General features: G+C 52.5%; 15 protein-coding genes. 2 read left to right on the top strand and 13 right to left on the bottom strand.

Annotated features, from left to right (window positions below; translation table 11 throughout):
* Positions 1-51: 51 nt before the first annotated feature.
* Positions 52-834: an enoyl-CoA hydratase-related protein gene (locus tag EG028_RS24855; protein WP_120519053.1), complete on the top strand. Its 783-nt coding sequence runs from the start codon at positions 52-54 to the stop codon at positions 832-834.
* A gap of 282 nt (positions 835-1,116) precedes the next feature.
* On the opposite strand, the gene EG028_RS24850 is transcribed toward EG028_RS24855, so the two are convergent.
* Positions 1,117-1,824: a porin family protein gene (locus EG028_RS24850; RefSeq protein ID WP_120519052.1), complete on the bottom strand. Its 708-nt coding sequence runs from the start codon at positions 1,822-1,824 to the stop codon at positions 1,117-1,119.
* A gap of 217 nt (positions 1,825-2,041) precedes the next feature.
* Between EG028_RS24850 and EG028_RS24845 the strand changes: the two genes are divergently transcribed.
* Complete coding sequence (locus EG028_RS24845) at positions 2,042-5,005, top strand: PAS domain S-box protein (RefSeq protein WP_120519051.1); 2,964 nt, start codon at positions 2,042-2,044, stop codon at positions 5,003-5,005.
* Here the strand turns inward: EG028_RS24845 and EG028_RS24840 are convergent, their stop codons facing one another.
* The 12 genes from EG028_RS24840 to ku all read right to left on the bottom strand — a co-directional run bounded on the left by EG028_RS24840 (position 5,006) and on the right by ku (position 19,807).
* The gene (locus EG028_RS24840) at positions 5,006-6,709 is read right to left on the bottom strand and encodes a sensor histidine kinase (RefSeq protein ID WP_120519050.1); all 1,704 of its coding nucleotides are present in this window, start codon (positions 6,707-6,709) and stop codon (positions 5,006-5,008) included. It abuts the gene before it with no gap.
* Positions 6,706-7,812, bottom strand: coding sequence for a sensor protein KdpD (locus EG028_RS24835; RefSeq protein WP_120519049.1), 1,107 nt, complete (start codon positions 7,810-7,812; stop codon positions 6,706-6,708). Before EG028_RS24835 ends, EG028_RS24840 begins: the two co-directional genes overlap by 4 nt.
* Positions 7,813-7,889: 77 nt before the next feature.
* Positions 7,890-8,966: a porin gene (locus tag EG028_RS24830; protein ID WP_120519048.1), complete on the bottom strand. Its 1,077-nt coding sequence runs from the start codon at positions 8,964-8,966 to the stop codon at positions 7,890-7,892.
* A 136-nt stretch (positions 8,967-9,102) separates the two neighbouring features.
* Positions 9,103-9,663 carry a K(+)-transporting ATPase subunit C gene (locus tag EG028_RS24825; protein WP_120519047.1) on the bottom strand — a complete coding sequence of 187 codons (561 nt, stop codon included), beginning with the start codon at positions 9,661-9,663 and terminating at the stop codon, positions 9,103-9,105.
* 12 nt (positions 9,664-9,675) lie between these two features.
* Positions 9,676-11,730, bottom strand: a complete 2,055-nt coding sequence (gene kdpB / locus EG028_RS24820; RefSeq protein ID WP_206614512.1) for a potassium-transporting ATPase subunit KdpB — start codon at positions 11,728-11,730, stop codon at positions 9,676-9,678.
* Between the two features lie 13 nt (positions 11,731-11,743).
* Complete coding sequence (gene kdpA, locus EG028_RS24815) at positions 11,744-13,459, bottom strand: potassium-transporting ATPase subunit KdpA (RefSeq protein WP_120519046.1); 1,716 nt, start codon at positions 13,457-13,459, stop codon at positions 11,744-11,746.
* A 22-nt stretch (positions 13,460-13,481) separates the two neighbouring features.
* Positions 13,482-13,559, bottom strand: coding sequence for a potassium-transporting ATPase subunit F (locus EG028_RS28120; RefSeq protein WP_394364031.1), 78 nt, complete (start codon positions 13,557-13,559; stop codon positions 13,482-13,484).
* A 92-nt stretch (positions 13,560-13,651) separates the two neighbouring features.
* Positions 13,652-13,984 carry a DUF7674 family protein gene (locus tag EG028_RS24805; RefSeq protein WP_120519044.1) on the bottom strand — a complete coding sequence of 111 codons (333 nt, stop codon included), beginning with the start codon at positions 13,982-13,984 and terminating at the stop codon, positions 13,652-13,654.
* Between the two features lie 358 nt (positions 13,985-14,342).
* Positions 14,343-15,677, bottom strand: coding sequence for a sigma-54-dependent transcriptional regulator (locus tag EG028_RS24800; RefSeq protein WP_120519043.1), 1,335 nt, complete (start codon positions 15,675-15,677; stop codon positions 14,343-14,345).
* A 94-nt stretch (positions 15,678-15,771) separates the two neighbouring features.
* Positions 15,772-16,266: a DUF4199 domain-containing protein gene (locus EG028_RS24795; protein ID WP_120519042.1), complete on the bottom strand. Its 495-nt coding sequence runs from the start codon at positions 16,264-16,266 to the stop codon at positions 15,772-15,774.
* Positions 16,267-16,346: 80 nt separating this feature from the next.
* Positions 16,347-19,031 (bottom strand): DNA ligase D, encoded by a 2,685-nt coding sequence (gene ligD / locus EG028_RS24790; protein ID WP_120519041.1) that lies wholly within the window; start codon positions 19,029-19,031, stop codon positions 16,347-16,349.
* Positions 19,028-19,807, bottom strand: a complete 780-nt coding sequence (gene ku, locus EG028_RS24785) for a non-homologous end joining protein Ku (protein ID WP_120519040.1) — start codon at positions 19,805-19,807, stop codon at positions 19,028-19,030. The genes ligD and ku overlap by 4 nt, the downstream gene beginning before the upstream one ends.
* Positions 19,808-19,894: the final 87 nt, after the last annotated feature.

Genomic DNA, 19,894 nt, shown 5'->3' with positions numbered 1-19,894 from the left:
TCCTTACGGGATACGGCTTCCCGGCCGTATCCCTTTATAAAAAACCATTCCATGTTCACCACGCTTAACCTCGACGTCCAAAACAATATCGCCACTATTACCCTCAACCGGCCGGACGTATACAATGCCTTCAACGATGCGCTCAGCTACGAACTGCAGGACGCATTAAAACAGGCAGAGAAAGACGCCGCCGTGCGCGCCATCGTGCTCACCGGCGCCGGCAAGGCTTTCAGCAGCGGGCAGGACCTGAAGGCTTCCCTGGAATCCACCGGCAAAAGGAACCTCGGGGACTCATTGCATAAAAGGTACAATCCCATCATCCGCGCCATCCGCAATATGCCCAAACCCGTGATCTGCAAGCTGAACGGGGTGGCGGCGGGCGCAGGCTGCTCCCTGGCCCTGGCCTGCGACGTGATCATCGCATCGGAGCAGGCCAGCATGATCGAGATATTCATCAATATCGCGCTGGTGCTGGATTCGGGCTCTTCTTATTTCCTGCCGCGCACCGTAGGCTACCACCGTGCCTTCGAACTGGCCACCAAAGCCACCAAACTCACCGCGGCCGAAGCTTTACAGATGGGGCTGGTGAATAAGGTCGTGAAACCCGAAGAGCTGGACGCCGCGGTACAGGCAGAGGCGGAATTTTACGCGAACGCCCCCACGAAGGCCATTGCGCTGATGAAAAAGATGCTGACCAAAGGCATGACCGAAGGGCTGGATGCCGTACTGGATTATGAAGCATATTGCCAGGAAATAGCGGGGAACACGGAGGATAACGAAGAAGGCGTGAAAGCGTTCCTGGAGAAAAGGAAACCCGCTTTCAAAGGAAAATAACAGCCCGTCACTGCGAGGAGCAACAGCGCCAAAGCAAAACAACCCGTCATTTGCGAGGAGCAGCAGCGCCAAAGTGGGTGGGGCGACGAAGCAATCTCCCTGGATTGAATGGGATACCCCGATATTGGGAGATTGCTTCGTCGCGGCCTCCTGCACAAAACCCTCCGCGGCTCCTCGCAATGACGGCTATAAGTACATAGTATTCGCCGCTGACTTGTCCACATAAAAAAGCCGTCCCGGGAATGACCCCGGGACGGCTTTTTTGTTAAAACTTCGTTTGTATTATAAACCGCTAAGGGCAATACCGATGGAATACGGACGGACGTCCAGGTTCGTGTTGTCCTTGAACAGGGGGTTCAGGTTCACGGTGCCGAACACGGCAAAGTTCCCGTACCCTATGCGCGCAGTACCGGCAAAACGCCAGGGGTTAAAGAAACGTTTGTTCTGTTCTTTAATGATATTCTTTTCACCGCCCAGGCTGTTTTTCCCTTTCGTATGTGCGTTTACGAGCATGCCCACTTTGGCGCCGATGGAGGCTTTGAAACCTTTGTTGGCATTGTCGGACACTGCACGGTAGCGGAATTCCAGGGGAATCTCAAGGTAGTTGGTGGATACTTTATATTTTTTGTACTTATCTGAGCTGACGAATTTTACCGCATTGGACTGGCCATTGCTCATATCTATGTACTGATCGTCAAGGAAAATGTTACTGGAGCTGAAGCCAAGACCTGCCGCCACACTGAAATGCTCTTTCGAAATGGGAATGTCATACATCAGGGCGATATTAAACCCACGGCTCAGGCCTTTGGTCTGAACGCTGTCCGGAGCGGATGCCCAGCCGTCATAAGAGAAACCGATCACCAGGAAGTCCCTTGAGAAGGAAACCTTTTCCCGGGCTTTACCCATGGCCGCCGCGCCAGCCCCATTGTCCTGTGCAAATACACTTGCGGAAACCGCGATTAATCCCAGCGTAAAAAGTAATTTTTTCATAATATGTTTAAATGCTTGGCAAAAAGAATATCAGGCAAATTTAATGGAATGCAAATAAATCAATAGGTTAAAATATTGCAAAAATAATGCATGGTAATTACACGGTGCCCGTTAAGCAGAATTTAAGTAAATTGGACAGACGACCGAATACTGAAAATATCCCCTTGTTCCGGAAAAAAGCCACACGCAGAGAAGGATTCTGAAAACAATTCGATGCATGAAAAAGATCAGCAGCCCCGTTATCATTGTTTTTGTTGCTGCCATCGTGTCCGTTGCCTGGTTTGCCTGGAGTGCCTGGTTTTCAGATGCCGATGCCATTAAGAGGAACGAGCGCATTCAACTCACCAACGACAAGATCCGCCTCCTTGAAAGGGTAGCCTATACCGTTAAGAGCCTGGAATCTTCCGTGAGAGCATATGTTATCACCGGGGACAGTGGTTTCCTGACAAGGGAGGACTTTACCGAAACACAGCTGCGCACCCCCGTAGAAAACCTGCAGTTCCTGGCCTCCGACAGCCGGGAGGCCCACGCCATGGATTCCCTGCGCGCCATGGTGTACCAGCGTATCGTCTATTTTAATTATCTCATCAGTTCCACCAGGGAATCGCCCGTGATAGCCGGAGCCATGATCCGCCCTGTGCAGACGCCCGCCCCACCCGATCCGCTCACCAGCCTGATAGACCGGCTGCTGGAAGATCAATACAGCCACATGGAGGCCCGCCTCAGCAGCAGCCTCCCGAACCGCCTGCCTTTCCTCGTCACCCTCACCGCCAGCGCCCTGGCCCTGGGCGTTATTTTCTGGGGATTGTACAAGCTGGTGAAGGATATGCGTAAGACCAAAGCCAGCGAGTCCGCCCTGCGCACCAGCGAAGCCAAGTACCGCAGGCTGATCGAAGACGCGGGCGCCACCATGTTCACCACCAACCGTGGCGGTTTTTTCAAATATGTGAACAGCAAAGCCCTGGACCTCACCGGCTATACGCCGCAGGAACTTATAGACAAACAATACACTATGCTCATAGACCCTCCGGAGCAGCAACGGCTCCGTGAGCATTATGAAAAACAGGCGTTTGAAGGCACCACCGAATCATCGCTCCGCTTCCCCATCCGCTGCAAGAACGGGGACCAGAAGTGGGTGGAACAGCATGTGGTGCTGCTGCGCCAGCACGGCATCTTCAGCGGCTACCAGTGCATTGTGAAAGATATTCACGCCAAAAAGATGGCGGACGAAGAAGTGGTGAAGACAAAAAACGAGATGAATACCCTGCATTCAAGGCTTCAATCCATCCTGCTGAACTCGCCGTCCATGATCTTCATCAAGGACATCAACAGTAAGTACGTCCTGATCAACAGGCGTTTCGAAGAGGTGTTCGGCATCAAAAGCGAAAACATCCTGGGCCGGGCGGATAAAGACTTCCCCTCCAAACTCAAGCCGGAGAAAAGCATTGAATCGGACAGGGCGGTACTGCTGCATGAAAAGCCCGTTGAATCGGAGGACAGCATCGAGATCAACGGCAAAACGCATTACTTTTTTATCACCAAGTTCCCCCTCCGCGACCATACCCACCGCGTGTACGGCCTCTGCGGCATCGCCACGGACATCACCGAGCGCATACAGCACGAGCATGCCCTGATCGATGAAAGAAAAAGAGCGATAGACGCCCGCCGCGCGCAGGAATTTTTTATGGCCAATATGAGCCATGAACTGCGTACGCCGCTGAACGGCATCCTTGGTTTCACTTACCTGCTGGAGCAAACGGCCACCAATCCCCAACAGTCCGAATACGTACGTGAAATACTGGATTCGGCAAACAACCTGCTGGCGCTTGTGAACGACCTGCTGGACTTCTCGCGTATCAAAACCGGCCGCATGGTGCTGGAGCACGCCGCGTTCGACCTGCGCGAACTGATTGCCCAGAAAGCCGACAAATACCGTCCCCTGGCTGAAAAAAAAGGTCTGCAACTGCTTTGCGACATGCAGGAGAACATGGAAGGCCTTGTACTGGGCGACCCGCTCCGGCTGAAACAGATCCTGAACAATCTCATAGACAATGCCATCAAGTTCACGGAAAATGGTAGCATCAGCCTGTCTGTAAGTATTGAGGAGGAAAACGAGAAGCAGCTGAAATATGCATTTGAACTGAAGGATACCGGCATCGGCATACCCGGGCATCTGCATCATGAAATGGGCGAGACGTTTATCCAGGTGCATGCCGGCAATGACCGGAAACACGGCGGAACCGGCTTGGGCCTGGCGCTCGTACGCCAGCTGGTGGGCCTTCACCAGGGCACCATCCACATTTGCAACAACCCGGAAGGCGGCACCATCATCCGCTTCATCATTCCGTACAACCGGCAGGTGCAGGAACCAGTATTCGTTCCGGAGGCCAGCAAAGAAACGTTGCTGCTGCCGCCTTTACAGGGGAAAAACATCCTGCTGGCCGAAGATAATCTCGTAAACCAGAAACTCGCCATCCGTACCCTGGCCAATGCCGGCGCAGCAGTGGAGCTGGCGGAAAACGGGCTGGAAGCGCTGGAAAAGCTGCGGCATCATAAATACGATTGTATCCTGATGGACATCCAGATGCCGGAAATGGACGGGCTGGAAGCCACCCGCAAGATCCGTGACTCGGGGTCCGCCATTCCCATCATCGCCATGACCGCTTCCGCCCTCAAAGGCGACCGCGAACGCTGCCTGCTGGCGGGCATGAACGATTATATCTCCAAACCTTTTATACCGAACGACCTTTTCCAGAAGATACTGGAAGCCCTGGGCGAGCGCGACCCGGTATTTGCCAAATTCACCGGGCCCGATTATGAAGAACAGAGAGTACCGTCCCTGGTAGACCTGCGGTACCTGCGCGACGTAGTGGACGATAACCCCGAATACATGCTGGACATCCTGAACACTTTCCTGGAAAGAACAGACAGTATGCTCACAAACATGGAAAACAGCGCGCAGCTGGAAGCCTGGGACGAAACCAGCCAGCACGCCGGTCTTTTACGCAGCAGCCTGATGGTGGTCCGGATACAGCCGCTTTCCGCGATCGTTCATGAAATTGAGCAGCAGGCAAGGAACAGGGAGAGCCTTCATACCGTCCTGCCGAATATTCACCTTGCCATCAAACTATACAAGGATGCGCATAGTGTGTTGCTGAAGGAGGTTAACAAACTTTCTTAATTACGCTTTGTACAAAGGCAAAGCAAACCAGAAACGGCTGCCTTTGCCAGGCTCGCTTTCCACACCAATGGAGCCGCCCTGTGCTTCGATGAATTCCTTTGCAATGGCCAGCCCCAGCCCGCTTCCTTTTGTATCATCGGAATCGGGCACCTGGAAAAATCTTTCAAATATTTTGTTCCTGAACGCCGGATCGATGCCTTTGCCATGATCGCGGACGCTGAAGTGCAGCGCGCCCGTGCCGGTGGACAGTACGTCCAGCTCCACATCCGAGCCGGGGGAGGAATAACGGATGGCGTTGGTAAGCAGGTTCACCAGCACCCAGGCGCTCTTTTCCGCATCCGCATTGATCTGCACAGGATCGGGAGGCAGCGTGGTACGAACATTTACCTGGCGGCCGGCGGCTTGTTTGCTCACCGTGTCCAGCGCGTATTGTACGATCTGCTGGGGCTCTACGGGTTGTATCTGCAATTGTATATTCCCGCTTTCCACCCTCGAAAAATCCAGCAGTTCGCTCACCATGCGGATCATCCGCCGGTTGTCGTTACGGATGCTTTCGAGCAGTTCCTTCTGTTCTGCTACCAGCGGGCCGGTGCGTTCATCGTCCAGCAGTTTGAGGCTAAAGTCTGTAGCGGCCAGCGGGGTTTTAAGCTCGTGGGAGATAGTGGCGATAAAATGCGACTTCGCCAGGTCCTGCTCCTTGAACGTGGTGATGTTTTTCAGGATGATCACATAGCCGATCTTCTCTTTTTCGTGGAAGATGTCCACTGTTTCGCGCATAAAAAAGCTTTCCCGGTTGTTTACCACGATCTTGACCGGGCCGCCGGGGCCTTTTTCCATCAGGAATTTCAGGAGATCGTTGCGTTTGGCGGCTTCGGGCGCGGGTTGCCCTACCAGTTCTTTATCTGAAACATTGAGGAGTTGCAAGGCTTCGGTATTGGCAAATAGAATGGTGCCGCTGTTGTCCAGCCCGATAGTGGCGTCTTTCAGGCTGCTGATCACTGCTTCCGCCCGTTGTTTTTCAAACATGATGCGGGCCAGGTTGCTATGCTCGTATTCATCCAGCTTTTGCGCCATGGTATTAAACGCGGCGGCCAGCTCCCCGAATTCGTCATCGGATTTGAAGTACAGGCGCTGCTCATATTTTTTCTCCGCGATTCCCCGGATGCCTTCCGTCAGCTCGCGGATGGGATTGGCGATATAACCAGGGAAGTTGTACACGAACGTGATGCCCAGCAAAAAACAGATGCCGCTGATGATGGCGATGTACAGCAGTGCTTTGTCCGCCGTGTCCATGGCTGCTTCGTTTTTGTTCACGATGGCTTTCATGTTCACTTCCATCACGGTGTAAAGGTCTTTTTTGATAGCGGGTATCTGTGAACTGTCACCTTTCCTGAGCAATTCATATCGTTTACGAACAGATTGGGTAGGGATGCCTTCGCCCGGCTCCGTTATATTCACTTCCTGTTTTTTGAGATTGGCCTCAAACTCCTGTTCTGAAGTAAAAGGTACCAGGCCCCAGGTATCCATAGCCCGCAGCATGTTCCGGGTATATTCCACGGATTCGTAGTTGTCTTCCAGGATGGCGCGGGAGACGCGGTTCACCCGGTCTATGTAATAATATCCGAGGACGCTCACCAGCAGCAGCATGATGAAAAGGAACAGCACCCCGATGGTGATCTTTGATTTGAGCCTTAACCTTGTCATGACAGTATTACGAGGTCGATTTCGTGAGAGGATAACGTTTTTAACAACTGGTTGAATACACTTGTTCGCAAAATGATGCCGAACAGGCTGATATGCGGTTTGCCGATGCTCACCGTGGTGATCTCTTTTTCCCGGGCCGTTTCGATGATGGCATGGGCAACGTTGGTGTGCTGCACTCTCAACACTTCGGCGCCCAGTTCCGTGGCCAGCTTCAGGTTGTTGATCAGGTGCCGCTGGTTCGACAGTTTGATGCGGCCCACGCTTTCCTTCGGCGTCTGCACGTACAGGACGTACCATTCGCCATGGTAGTAAGCGGCCAGCCGGGCCGTTTTCCGGATCACCTTTTTCGCGATCTCGTCGTTGCTGGAAATGCAGGCCAGGAAACGTTCGTGGCGCATCTGCTGGTTCCTCGGTATTTCAATCTCCACCTTTCTTTCCACCTGCGAAGCTACTTCTTTCAGGGCAAGCTCGCGCAGCTGGAGTATCTTATCCGACTGGAAAAAGTTGCGCAGGGCGTTCTCCACCTTGCTCTGGTCGTATATTTTGCCTTCTTTCAGGCGGGTGATCAGCTCGTCTGCGGTGAGGTCTATGTTCACCACTTCGTCCGCGATCTGGAGCATGCTGTCCGGCACGCGTTCCTGCACTTCCACGCCGGTGATGGCTTTCACCTGGTGGTTGATGCTTTCCATGTGCTGGATGTTCACGGCGGAGATCACGTTGATGCCGGCGTTCAGCAGGTCCATCACGTCCTGCCAGCGTTTTTCGTTCTTGGAGCCGGGGATGTTGGAATGGGCCAGCTCGTCCACGATCACCCATTCCGGCGCCAGCAGCAGGATGGCGTTCAGGTCCATTTCGTCCAGCATCTTGCCTTTGTAGAATACCTGCCGGCGGGGTATCACGGGCAGCCCTTCCATCAGGGCCTCGGTTTCTTTCCGGCCATGCGTCTCGATATACCCGATCTGCACATTGATGCCTTTGCGCAGCATGGAATGCGCTTCCTGTAACATGCGGAAACTCTTTCCCACACCCGCGCTCATGCCAATGTAGATCTTGAATTCCCCGCGCCCGGCCTTATTGGCCAGATGTAAAAAACGTTGCATCATGTGCCGGTCTGTTAAACCACCTCAGCGGAGCTCTTGTACACAAGGCTCCGCTGTTAAGATGGGATTTTGCTAAGGATTTAAAATGAAACTGCCAGGGATGTGGTGATAGCCACGTTCGTGTTCTTTGGTTCCAGGTTTTTGGTAAAGATGTCGTCTTTACTGTTATATAATTTCCCTTCCACGCGGAACAGCACATTGCTCACGGGAGCAATATCCAGGTTCAGGGAATAACCGCTGGTCTTAAAACCGTTCGGCGTTCCCGTGGCGATTATTACACCCTGTTCATCGTTATAATACTCATACCTTGCCGCCATGGCCACTTTGTCTGTGAAGGCGTAGCGGGCGATGGCCATCGGGCTGTACCAGCTGTTCATGTCGCTTTCACCTTTCTGTTTCTGTTCAATGCCATAATCGCAGCCGGCTATGAGACTGAATTTATCCGTGATGTTAAAGATACCGTAAACATCGTTGAAGTAACGCATCTGGCGTACGGAATCGGGCTTGTCGTTGCCGATGAACGTGCTCCAGTTCAGGGTTACCCTGCTGCTGGGCTTAAAGGTCAGCTGTGTGCCGAAAGCAGGTGTCTGGTTCGCGTCCGGGCGTTTGATGCGCTGCCAGCCGTTCAGGTACATGGCGGAAACGGTCCATTTTTCATTCGGCGTCCAGGTTACTTTTGCACCGGCCTCATAGTAAGGCGTGTTTTCAGCCATGATGCTGCGGGTAAGGGTGTAGCAGTCTTTGGAAATGGCGCTTTCGAAGCCGATGTGCGAAGGCATGATACCCGCGTCCACCCATACGTTTTTGCCGATCCTTACGCCCACGTTTGCTTCGTAGATGTATTTCGTCAGTTCCTGTTCAGCCGCCATGTTGTACTGAGCGTAGGTGCCCGCCATAAGGGCCACATTTGCCCTTACACGGTCACTGCTATAATTCGCTTTCAGGAATGCCAGGTTGATGTTCAGTTCATTGTGGCGGTTGTGGTTGTACAAAAAACCAGGTTTGGTATGGTTCTCCGGCTCATTGAAGTCGAAAGAATAATACGCTTCCGCGTAACCGGAAAAAGTCAGCTTCGGTTCGGTTTTCTCAGGCTGGTCCTGCGCCATTGCACTCATGCAAAGGATGGAACCAGCGGCGATCATCAGTGTTTTCTTCATTTTTATAGATGGTGTTTATAAGCTTTTTTAATTGGTTTGTACTGCTCACGCTTTCCAGGATCGTGTTCTATCCTGGTGAAGCGTGGCATGTACTTTTTTCTGGGGCCTTTCATAGGTAGGGGCTGTGTGTGAACTATTACAGATTGTCTAGCGCAATATTCAGTTTCAGAACGTTCACTTTGGAAGGGCCGAACATGCCCAGCAGCGGGCCGTCCGTATGCGCCTTCACCAGGTCGTTCAGTTTGCTTTCGGGCAGATTGCGGAGTTTGGCAATCCTGGGAACCTGCAACAGGGCAGCAGCTGGAGACAGATGGGGATCCAGCCCGCTACCTGATGCTGTTACAAGTTCCGCAGGAATGTTTTCCTTCTTCACTCCGGGGTTATGTGCCAGGAAGGTGTCTATCCTTTCCTGCACTACTTTCAGATAATCTTCGTTGGACGGGCCTTTGTTGGAACCGCCGGAACCGGCAGCGTTATAACCAACGGCCGAAGGGCGGCCCTGGAAATATTTGTCGTCGGTGAAATTCTGGCCCACGTTGGCATAACCCACCACGCGGCCTTTATTTTCTACCGTCACGCCGTCCCCTTTGCCGGGGGCCAGTTTTGAGACGCCTGCGATCAGCAGGGGATATATACCCGCGGTGAGCACTATCAGTACAGCGGTCAGTTTTAATGCGGGAAAGAAATATTTTTTCATGTTCAGTTCAGATTAAAAGAATAAAGCAACCACCAGGTCTATCAGTTTGATACCGATGAAAGGCACGATCACACCGCCGAGGCCGTAGATCAGCAGGTTCCGGCGAAGCAAGGCACTGGCGCCTATCGGTTTGTACGCTACCCCTCTCAGGGCCAGCGGTATCAGCAGCGGGATGATGAGGGCGTTGAAGATCACCGCGCTGAGGATAGCCGTTTCAGGGCTGTGCAGCTTCATGATGTTGATGCCCTGCAAAGCGGGGATAGACAGGATGAAGAGGGCCGGCACGATCGCAAAATATTTAGCCACGTCGTTCGCTATGGAGAAGGTGGTGAGTGTACCGCGCGTCATCAGCAGCTGTTTACCGATCTCCACGATCTCGATGAGTTTGGTGGGGTCGTTGTCCAGGTCCACCATGTTCCCGGCTTCTTTCGCAGCCTGGGTACCGCTGTTCATAGCTACTCCCACATCGGCCTGCGCGAGGGCGGGCGCGTCGTTTGTACCGTCACCCATCATGGCTACCAGGCGGCCTTCATGCTGTTCTTTTTTGATGTAGTTCATTTTATCCTCCGGTTTTGCCTCGGCGATAAAATCATCCACACCGGCTTTTTCAGCAATGTATTTGGCGGTGAGCGGGTTGTCCCCAGTTACCATCACGGTTTTCACACCCATTTTGCGCAGGCGTTCAAAACGTTCCTGGATACCGGGTTTGATGATGTCCTGCAGTTCTATCACGCCCATGATCTTGCTGTTCACGGCTACTACCAGCGGGGTACCGCCATTGCCGGAGATCTGTTTCACCATCTGGTGCGTTTCGGCGGGGAAGGGCTGGCCTTCGTGCTGGGCAAGGTTGCGGATGGCATCGTATGCGCCCTTGCGGATGCGTGTGCCATCGGTCAGGTTGATGCCGCTGCTGCGGGTTTCCGCGGTGAATTTCACCATGGTGGCGCCGTCCAGCGAGAGGCGGCTCACGATCTCTTTACCGGCCAGCTCTACGATGGATTTACCTTCCGGGGTATCGTCCGCCAGGGAACTGAGGGCGCTGATGCGGATGAATTCTTCATTGGAGTACCCGTTTGCAGGATAAAAGTTGGTGGCTTTACGGTTACCGATCGTGATGGTACCGGTTTTATCCAGCAGCAACACGTCCAGGTCACCGGCGGTTTCTACGGCTTTACCGGATTTGGTGATCACATTGGCGCGCAACGCACGGTCCATGCCCGCAATACCGATGGCGGATAAAAGGCCGCCGATGGTGGTGGGAATGAGACATACGAAGAGCGATATGAACGCCGCGATGGTGATAGGTGTGTTCGCATAATCCGCGAAAGGTTTCAGCGTCACGCACACGATGATGAACACCAGGGTGAAGCTGGCCAGCAGGATAGTGAGCGCGATCTCGTTCGGTGTTTTCTGGCGGGTGGCGCCTTCTACCAGCGCGATCATTTTGTCCAGGAAAGATTCCCCGGCTTCGGTGGTCACCCTTACCACGATGCGGTCGCTGAGTACTTTGGTACCGCCCACCACGCTGCTTTTGTCCCCGCCCGCTTCGCGGATCACAGGGGCGCTTTCGCCGGTGATGGCCGATTCGTCTATACTGGCAAGACCTTTCACGATCTCACCGTCTGCGGGGATGATGTCGCCCGGTTCGCAGACGAACAGGTCTCCTTTTTTGAGCAGGGAGGAGGATACTACTTTTATTTCATCGGTGAAGATCTCGCCTACGGCCAGTATCTTTTTGGCCGGGGTTTCTTCCCTTGTTTTACGAAGGCTTTCCGCCTGCGCTTTACCGCGCGCTTCCGCAATAGCTTCTGCAAAGTTGCCGAACAGCACGGTGAGCAGCAGCACGATAAAAATAGTGAGGTTGTAACCGAAGCTGCCCTGTGATACGTCTCCGGTGAATAAGGTCCGGAGCGTAACGATCAGCATCACGATGGTGCCCAGCTCTACGGTGAACATCACCGGGTTTTTAATCAATACCCGTGGGTTCAGTTTTACGAAGGATTGTTTCAGGCTTTCCTTTACGAGATCCGCCGGGAACAGTGTATTATCTTTTGTTTTCATGATCATTCAGCATTTTTCATTAATACAGGGAGAAATATTCCGCAATAGGCCCCAGGGCCAGTGAAGGGAAAAATGCCAGCGCGGCAATGATCACGATCACGGCAAAGGTCATGATACCGAAGGTGGCTGTATCCGTCTTCAGCGTACCGGCAGATTCGGGTACATATTTCTTCTGCGCCAGCAGGCCCGCGATAGCTACCGGTCCGATGATCGGCAGGTAACGGGACAGGATCAGCACAAAACCAGTGGATACGTTCCAGAAAATATTGTTATCCCCCAGCCCTTCAAAGCCGGAACCATTGTTCGCCGCTGAAGAAGTGTATTCGTATAACATCTCGGAGAAACCGTGATACCCGGGGTTGTTCAGCCAGTTGCCCGGTTGTACCGCCCAATTGGCGCCCCAGCCGTGTGCTATTGCGAAAGATGAAAGCGCGGTGCCCGCCAGTATCAGGAAAGGATGGAGCAATGCGACCAGCGCCGCTATCTTCACCTCTCTCGCTTCTACCTTATGGCCCATGAACTCAGGCGTCCGCCCTACCATCAGCCCTGAAATAAATACCGCGATGATGATAAAGATGAAATAGTTGAGTATCCCCACACCACAGCCGCCGTAGAAGGAGTTCGTCATCATGGCTACCAGCTGCATCATACCGGTGAGCGGCATGGTACTGTCGTGGAAGCCGTTTACCGAACCGGTGGAGATGATCGTCGTGACGGTACTCCAGTATGCAGTGGCCGTAGGCCCGAACCGGACCTCCTTGCCCTCCATGGCCCCGGTCAGTTGCGAAACGCCCATTTTGGCGATAGCGGGGTTGCCGCCTGTCTCCTGTATAATGGAAGGGATCAGCAGGATCAGCATGCCCAATGTCATTACGCCGAATATGATATTGGCGAATTTGCGGCGCCTGATGAATATGCCAAAAGCAAATATCATGGCGATGGGGATGATCACCTGTGAAATAACTTCCGTCATATTGGTGAGGTAGTTCGGGTTTTCCAGCGGGTGGATGGAGTTGGCTCCAAACCAGCCGCCACCGTTAGTACCCAGGTGTTTGATGGCGATCATGCCGGCTGCGGGGCCGCGGGATACGCCTACGGTGTCGCCCTGCATGGTTACGATGGTATCTTTACCGGCGTAGCTGGCGGGTGTACCGTTAAATGCCAGTATCAGCGCAATCACCACGCAGATCGGGAGAAGGATGCGGGTATTGGTTTTTACCAGGAAGTCCCAGAAGTTGCCCAGCTTGGTAGTGGTTTTGTCCCTGAAGGCTTTAAACACGACGATCAGTGCCGCGATACCGGTAGCTGCGCTTACGAATTGCAGGAAGGTGATCACGAACAGCTGGGTGAAATAAGTAAGGCCGGATTCGCCGGAGTAGTGCTGAAGGTTACAGTTCACAAGGAAACTGATGGCCGTATTAAACGCCAGGTCCGGCGTCTGGCCCGGGTTGCCATCCGGGTTGAGGGGAAGTTTATCCTGGAAAATCAACAGGAAGAAGGCATATACAAACCAGAGCATGTTGATGGTAAGCAATGCCTTGAGGTGCTGTTTCCAGTTCATTTCCTCTTTGGGATTGATGCCGCAGATCTTGTAAATAAATCTTTCGAGCGGCGCCAGGAAGTCCATCCAGGTCTTTTCGCCGGCAAATGTTTTGGCGATGTACCGGCCAAGAAAGATGGCTATGATCAATGTCAGCGCATAGGAGGCTATGACGCCTAAGAGTTCTGTATTCATTGTTTAAATAGCTGTTAGGGATTCAGAATTTTTCCGGTTTCAGGAGTACATAGATCATGTAGATGAATACCAGGATTGATAAGACGAATAGTGCGTTCATCATAAAGCGTTCGGTTTAAATGTTTTCGAAATAGTCCACAGATTTAAAGAACAGCCAGAAGCAAACGAGGCCCGCAAGGAGCAATAGTCCGATTAACATAATGCGTTATTTAAGATGATTTGATGACGGATTTGTCTCAGTGAAACCGGCAGGTAAGATTTGATCGGAGAGTCCAGGAAGGGAGAGATGCTGTAGAGAAAAACAGATTCTATCGCATTTTTAAGGCCCTTGCTGCCGTTTTTGTATAGAACCCCTGCCATGGACAGGCATTTCCTGATTTCAGGAACCTGGCCTTCCCTGATGGCATTACGGGTATAGGCGGAAAATACGCCGATGATTTTTGTCAGTACCGCGCCCTGTTGTATGCCCGACAATGCGGGTATCTGGTGTGCGATCAGTAACGGTACTTTTGCGTCCGGTAACATAATGATTACGTTTGACCCCCTATTAACCATTGAAATGCCAAATGGTTTAAGCAAGTCGTAACCTTCTGACAAACAAACAATTAGTAGTTTTCAGGCACTGTATGCCTATGCACGGAACCATGCAGAATCTGAAGGGTGTTTGCAAAAACGGGTAGTTCGGGGAGATTACGGATTAATAGCATATTACCCGGTTTTCGTCCTGATCAAGTCCACCTCATCTCCACCTCAACTCCGCCTTGCCTATACCTCTCCTATAGGCTCCATATAGGTTTCCTGTATTTACGAGGTAATTCCCAGGCAAAAAGCAAAATACTATCAGATCCGCCGGAAAGCGGACCGGAATACTACTCCAAAAGGGCTACTGGATATTGTATTCTTTGATCTTATTGTACAGGGTGGTGAGGCCGATCTGCATAACTTCGGCGGCTTTCGTTTTGTTGCCTTTTACGTGGTGAAGGATGCGGATAATGTGTCTGCGTTCCGCATCCGCGAGGGTGAGGGCGTCATCCGCCGGGCCGTTCATCCTGAAATCCAGGGGAAGGGCGGAGATATCCAGCTCGGGTGTGTCCGAAAGGATCACGGCCCTTTCTATCACGTTCCGCAGTTCCCGGATATTACCTTTCCAGCTGTGCTCGCGCAGGGCTTTGCTGAAGGCTTCCGTCATCCCGGAAATTTTCCGGCTGTTTTTGGGGGCGAGCTGCTGTATAAAATATTGCGCGAGCAGCGGAATGTCTTTCCTGCGCTCATTAAGGGAAGGCAACGTGATCTGGAAAGCGGAGAGGCGGTAATACAGGTCCGCCCTGAAATGGCCTTCCGCGATCTCTTTTTCCAGTTCGCGGTTGGTGGCGGCGATGATCCGGATGTTCACTTTAATGGGTTTGGAATCCCCTACTTTGTAGAACTCCCGCGTTTCGAGCACACGCAGCAGCTTGGCTTGCAGCTCTATGGCCATTTCGCCGATCTCGTCCAGGAAGATGGTGCCGTTGTGGGCTTCTTCCAGGAAACCTTTTTTATCTTTTATGGCGCTGGTGAAGGCGCCTGCTTTGTGGCCGAACAGTTCGCTTTCGAGTATTTCCTTGCCAAAGGCGCTGCAGTTCACCGCCACAAAAGGCTGTGAGCCGCGTTCGCTGGCGCGGTGAATGGCCTGGGCGAATACTTCCTTGCCAGAGCCGGTTTCGCCCAGCAGCAGCACCGTCACGTCCGTACCCGCCACTTTGCGGGCCAGCGCGATGGCTTCTTTTATTTCAGCCGATTCGCCGATAATGTTATCAAAATCGTGTTTGCCGCCTATTTTGTCTTCCAGCGAACGCACCCGGTACTGGAGGAACGCTTTGTCCATGGCTTTACTCACCAGCGGCAGGATGCGGTTATTGTCATCTCCTTTGGTGATGTAGTCAAAAGCGCCGTTTTTAATGGCCTGCACACCGTCTTCGATGTTCCCGTAGGCCGTGAGCACGATGATCTCCGTCTCCGGGTATTTCTGTTTGATGGACTGTGTAAGTTCCACCCCGTTGCCGTCCGGGAGTTTCACATCGGACAGGATCACCTGCACCTCCTCCCGCTCCAGCAGCTTCTGCGCAGCTTTGACATTTCCCGCTTCCAGGATGGTGTACCCTTCCAGCGCCAGCAGCCTGCCCAGCAGTTTACGGAGCTGTTCTTCATCATCGATAATCAGTATGGTGCCTTTTGACATGGAAGCAAAAGTAATCAGTAATCCACATTAAATAAAAAAACCGGGGCGCAGTCCTCAGACCGGCCCCGGTTATCTATGATTGATCCGTTATACTTTATTTTGCATCGGTGGTCTTCTGGTTGCGCTTCACCGTTACCGCGCCCAGCAATGCGCCAAGCGCGCCCAGTACGGCATTGGTCACAAATACGCTCGTGATCGTAAATATCCAGTACCCCTGTCTTTTGTAGTCACTGTATTCGTTCATCCGCGCCCCGTCAGACGGGATGTTTTCCCCTGTACCCATCACGGGTTCCGTACCCAGCTGGAAGAGGATATTGGCGGTAGACACCATCACCACCGCCACAAAGGCTGTGAGAAGGCCTGTCATAAACAACCTGCCCAGCGATGCTCTTCCGCCATACGCCTTGTTCGCGTGTATCACAGATACCATTACCCCGACAAAGATCAACGTATTGACGAAGTAACCGGTCCACAGGTCGGATATCCACTGCGTGATATAAAAGAACAGGGTGAATAAAATGCTGATCAGTCCTATCAGTACACCGTATATCCACGGCAGTTTACGTGGTGATTGAATTGTTTGTTGCATACGCATTGGATTTGGTTAAAAACATCATTCCACATTCACACCCCCGTTATCCAATGTTTTAAACAAAGCCAATAACGTGCCTATTGTGCCACCGTTTTCAGAATTGTCTTCAGGTCGTTTTTTTCTTTCAGGATATTTTCCCAGAGATCTCCCTGTTTTTCCAGTCTTTTTAATGTATTGCCGATATGGTAATCTTTTACGTTGAGTTTGGCATTCACCTCCTTCCAGTGCAGCGGCGTGGCTACGGGCGCGCCGGGCTGCGGCCTTGCGGAATAGGGGCTGGCTATCGTCTGCCCCCAGGCATTCTGTAAAAAGTCGATGTAGACTTTCTTTTTCCTTTTTGCTTTGGCGCGGATGATACTGGTCATTTCGGGCAACTGTTCGTTCGCCTCCTGTGCAATGTATTCCGCAAACAGGCGGCAGGTTTCGTACGGGTACTTTCCGCCGGTGGGAATATAGATATGCAGGCCGCTGGCGCCGGAGGTTTTGCAATAGGAAACGATATCATGCGCTTCGAGGATCTTGCGGATGGTTTGCGCGGTTTCCACCACGCTGGTAAAAGCAATGTCTTCCGGGTCAAGGTCTATCACCACATAATCAGGATAGTCCGGCTTACGGATGCGGGAGAGCCAGGGGTTGATCTCGATACAGCCCAGGTTCACCATATAGGCAAGCGTAGCCTCGTTGTTGCACACCAGGTAATCGATCACTTTATTGGTGGATTCGGAATGCACCGGTGTGGTCCTCAGCCAGCCGGGCACCTGGTCCAGGTCCAGGTCTTTCTGGTAAAAACTGGTGCCCGCGATCCCGTTCGGGTAGCGGTGCAGCGACAGGGCGCGGTCTTTCAGGTGCGGCAGGATGTAATCCGCCACAGACAAATAATAATCGATCAGCTGGCCTTTGGTGATCTTCTCTTTCGGCCAGTAGAACTTTTGCTGGTTAGTGAGCTGAACGTCCTGTTTGTTCAGCTTCAGCACACGGTCCTTTTCTACTTCAGACGGGTTTTGCATGGTTGCTTCGGACTTTTTCATAGCAGCTTTTTTAGCGGCGGCCGGTGGTTTCCCGGCGCCAGTGATATGTTTGGCCACTTCACGTTTTACGGCGGTGGCGGGTTTGTCTTCACGCAGCGCGATAAAAATGGGTTGTCTTAAAATCCCTCCCTGCGTCCATTCGGAGAACTTCACTTCACATACGAGCTTCGGTTCCAGCCAGGTGACGGGCATGTTCGTTTTTATTTTTTCTTCAAACGGCGAAGTATCACGGCGGTATTCCTGTAATGTTTTGTAAAGGCTTTTGAGACCGGCGTCATTGAACCCGCCGCCGCAAAGGCCGATGTATTGCAGCTTTTTGCCTTCGTATACGCCCAGCAGCAGCGCGCCGATGTTCTTGCGGGCGCCACGGGGCTCGGTATATCCGCAGATCACGGCTTCCTGGCGGTTCAGCACTTTCATCTTCAGCCAGTTGAGCGTACGCACGCCGCCTGCGTAATTACTTTCCCCATTTTTAGCGATAATGCCTTCCCATCCTGCCTTTGCGGCCTTTTCGAATAACTGTACGCCTTTGTCTTTCACATGCCCGGAGTATTGCACCCTCGGATCATTCAACTGTTTCACGATCTCTTCCAGCAGTATTTTCCGCTCCAGCAAGGGCAGATCTTCCAATTTATGGCCATCAAGATGCAAAAGATCAAATACCTCGTAAATGAGCTTCCCTTTGCCTGTAGAACGATAGTTCTGCAAAGCCTGAAAATCCGATCTTTTGTTCGTGCCCAGGATGACGATCTCTCCGTCCAGCACTACATTGTGTGGAATATTCTCCACAGCCTCAACGATAGGCGCATAGGCTTCGTTGAAAGAAAGTTTGTTGCGGGAGTACAGCTCAGCCTTCCCGTTCTTCACGGAAGCGATGGCGCGGTAGCCGTCCCATTTGGTTTCGAAGATCCAGCCTTCCCGGTCAAAGGGGGCGTCTACAAGCGTGGCCAGCATTGGCTTATAAAATCCCTTTATGGCGGATGTACGCTCGGTTTCTTTTTTCGCGGCCGTTTTAGTCTTTGTGGCGGATGCGCTCTTTTTAGCACGGGGCGTGGCTTTCTTCGCGGTCGCCGCTTTCTTTTTAGGCGTAGCCTTTTTTGCCGCCGCCTTTTTCGCCGGGGCCTTTTTCGCCGGCGCCTTTCTCCCTTTCGCCTCCGCGACTTTATTGTTAGACGGGCCTTTCAGCTTCTCAATGATCCGCTTCGGCGTATGTTCTTCACTGTCGTAGGCTTCATCCACCGCGTATTTGTCCCGGTGTTTGATCATCAGCCAGGCATTTTCTTCACGCCCTTTCATTTTCACCAAAGCAAATTCGCCTTTCAGTTTTTTCCCGTGCAGCACCACTTTCAGGTTCCCGGATTTCCATTCCTTCAGCGCCGATGCGTCAAACGATTTCCCGTTCTCATGCAGCAACTCGTAAGTGCCCTTGTCCCAGACGTACACGTACCCCGCGCCATAGTTGCCCGGCGGTATCTCTCCCTCAAAATCCTTGTAGTCGTAGGGATGGTCTTCCACCTCCATCGCCAGGCGTTTGTCTTCCGGGTTCAGGCTGGGGCCTTTCGGCACGGCCCAGCTTTTCAGCACACCGTCCATCTCCAGCCGGAAGTCGTAATGCAGGCGGGTGGCATGATGCCGCTGTACCACGAAAATATGTTCCTTGCCTTTGTTTTTGCCGGACTTCGGCTCCGAGGTCTGTTTGAAGTCCCGCTTCTGGTTATATTTCTGAAGGCTCATGATGCTCGTTTTTTACTGCCCGTACCAAGACTGGCTTTCAGTTGATCGAACAGGTCCGTGCTCTTGGTCGTGACCACTTTCATCTTCTTCACTTTGGCGCGTTTGCCGCTGGCTTTGGCTTTGATGATGCGCAGCAATTCCTTCCTGTATTCATCTTTGTACCCGGCAATGTCAAATGGCTCCGTGTATTGCTGCACCAGTTTCATAGCCATGTCCAGTTCCTTTTTAGGGATGGCGGTTTTAGCGGGGAAGGAAATCTCATCCGGTTCCCGTACTTCTTCCGCGAAGCGGAGGCGGTGCAGCATCAGGTAATCATCCTTTGCGCGGACGACCGCCAGGTGTTCCTGCGAGCGCAGTACAAAAAGGGCCACGCCTACCTTGCCTGTTTTTTCAAGCGTTGCGCGCAGCAGTTCATAAGCCTTGGCGCCGCTTTTATCCGGCGCGATGAAATAAGGCGATTCGAAATACACAGCATCTATTTCGTTCGTGGCGGTAAAGGTGGTGATCTCTATGACTTTGCTTTTTTTCGGGCTGGCGTCCTCAAAATCGGAATCGTCCAGCACCACGTATTCATCGTTGTAGTTGTAAGCTTTCACGATGTTTTCCCAGGCCACTTCTTTGCCTGTTTTTTCGTTGATCCGCTGGAAGCGGATACGGGAGTGATCTTTTTTATCCAGCATGTCAAGGTCCAGGCGACTGTCCTGGACGGCGCTGTATAATTTCACCGGGATGTTCACCAGCCCGAAGCCTATGCTGCCTGTCCATATTGATCTCATGGAAGATGGTTTTTCCTTTGTACAACAATGATTATACCACCGGGCACAAAAAAATAAGCCGCCCGGGGAACCGAACGGCCGTGTTTT

The organism is Chitinophaga barathri (assembly GCF_003807585.1).
Taxonomy (GTDB): domain Bacteria; phylum Bacteroidota; class Bacteroidia; order Chitinophagales; family Chitinophagaceae; genus Chitinophaga; species Chitinophaga barathri.
The sequence above is the reverse complement of the archived record's forward strand: the minus strand, read 5'-3'. Positions and strand labels throughout refer to the sequence as shown.

Coding starts and splice junctions, on each gene's coding strand:
- kdpA (WP_120519046.1), bottom strand. CDS start 13,459: ATGAATACAGAACTCTTAGGCGTCATAGCCTCCTATGCGCTGACATTG.
- EG028_RS24850 (WP_120519052.1), bottom strand. CDS start 1,824: ATGAAAAAATTACTTTTTACGCTGGGATTAATCGCGGTTTCCGCAAGT.
- ligD (WP_120519041.1), bottom strand. CDS start 19,031: ATGAGCCTTCAGAAATATAACCAGAAGCGGGACTTCAAACAGACCTCG.
- EG028_RS28120 (WP_394364031.1), bottom strand. CDS start 13,559: ATGAACGCACTATTCGTCTTATCAATCCTGGTATTCATCTACATGATC.
- ku (WP_120519040.1), bottom strand. CDS start 19,807: ATGAGATCAATATGGACAGGCAGCATAGGCTTCGGGCTGGTGAACATC.
- EG028_RS24845 (WP_120519051.1), top strand. CDS start 2,042: ATGAAAAAGATCAGCAGCCCCGTTATCATTGTTTTTGTTGCTGCCATC.
- EG028_RS24805 (WP_120519044.1), bottom strand. CDS start 13,984: ATGTTACCGGACGCAAAAGTACCGTTACTGATCGCACACCAGATACCC.
- EG028_RS24855 (WP_120519053.1), top strand. CDS start 52: ATGTTCACCACGCTTAACCTCGACGTCCAAAACAATATCGCCACTATT.
- EG028_RS24795 (WP_120519042.1), bottom strand. CDS start 16,266: ATGCAACAAACAATTCAATCACCACGTAAACTGCCGTGGATATACGGT.
- EG028_RS24835 (WP_120519049.1), bottom strand. CDS start 7,812: ATGATGCAACGTTTTTTACATCTGGCCAATAAGGCCGGGCGCGGGGAA.
- EG028_RS24830 (WP_120519048.1), bottom strand. CDS start 8,966: ATGAAGAAAACACTGATGATCGCCGCTGGTTCCATCCTTTGCATGAGT.
- EG028_RS24800 (WP_120519043.1), bottom strand. CDS start 15,677: ATGTCAAAAGGCACCATACTGATTATCGATGATGAAGAACAGCTCCGT.
- EG028_RS24840 (WP_120519050.1), bottom strand. CDS start 6,709: ATGACAAGGTTAAGGCTCAAATCAAAGATCACCATCGGGGTGCTGTTC.
- kdpB (WP_206614512.1), bottom strand. CDS start 11,730: ATGATCATGAAAACAAAAGATAATACACTGTTCCCGGCGGATCTCGTA.
- EG028_RS24825 (WP_120519047.1), bottom strand. CDS start 9,663: ATGAAAAAATATTTCTTTCCCGCATTAAAACTGACCGCTGTACTGATA.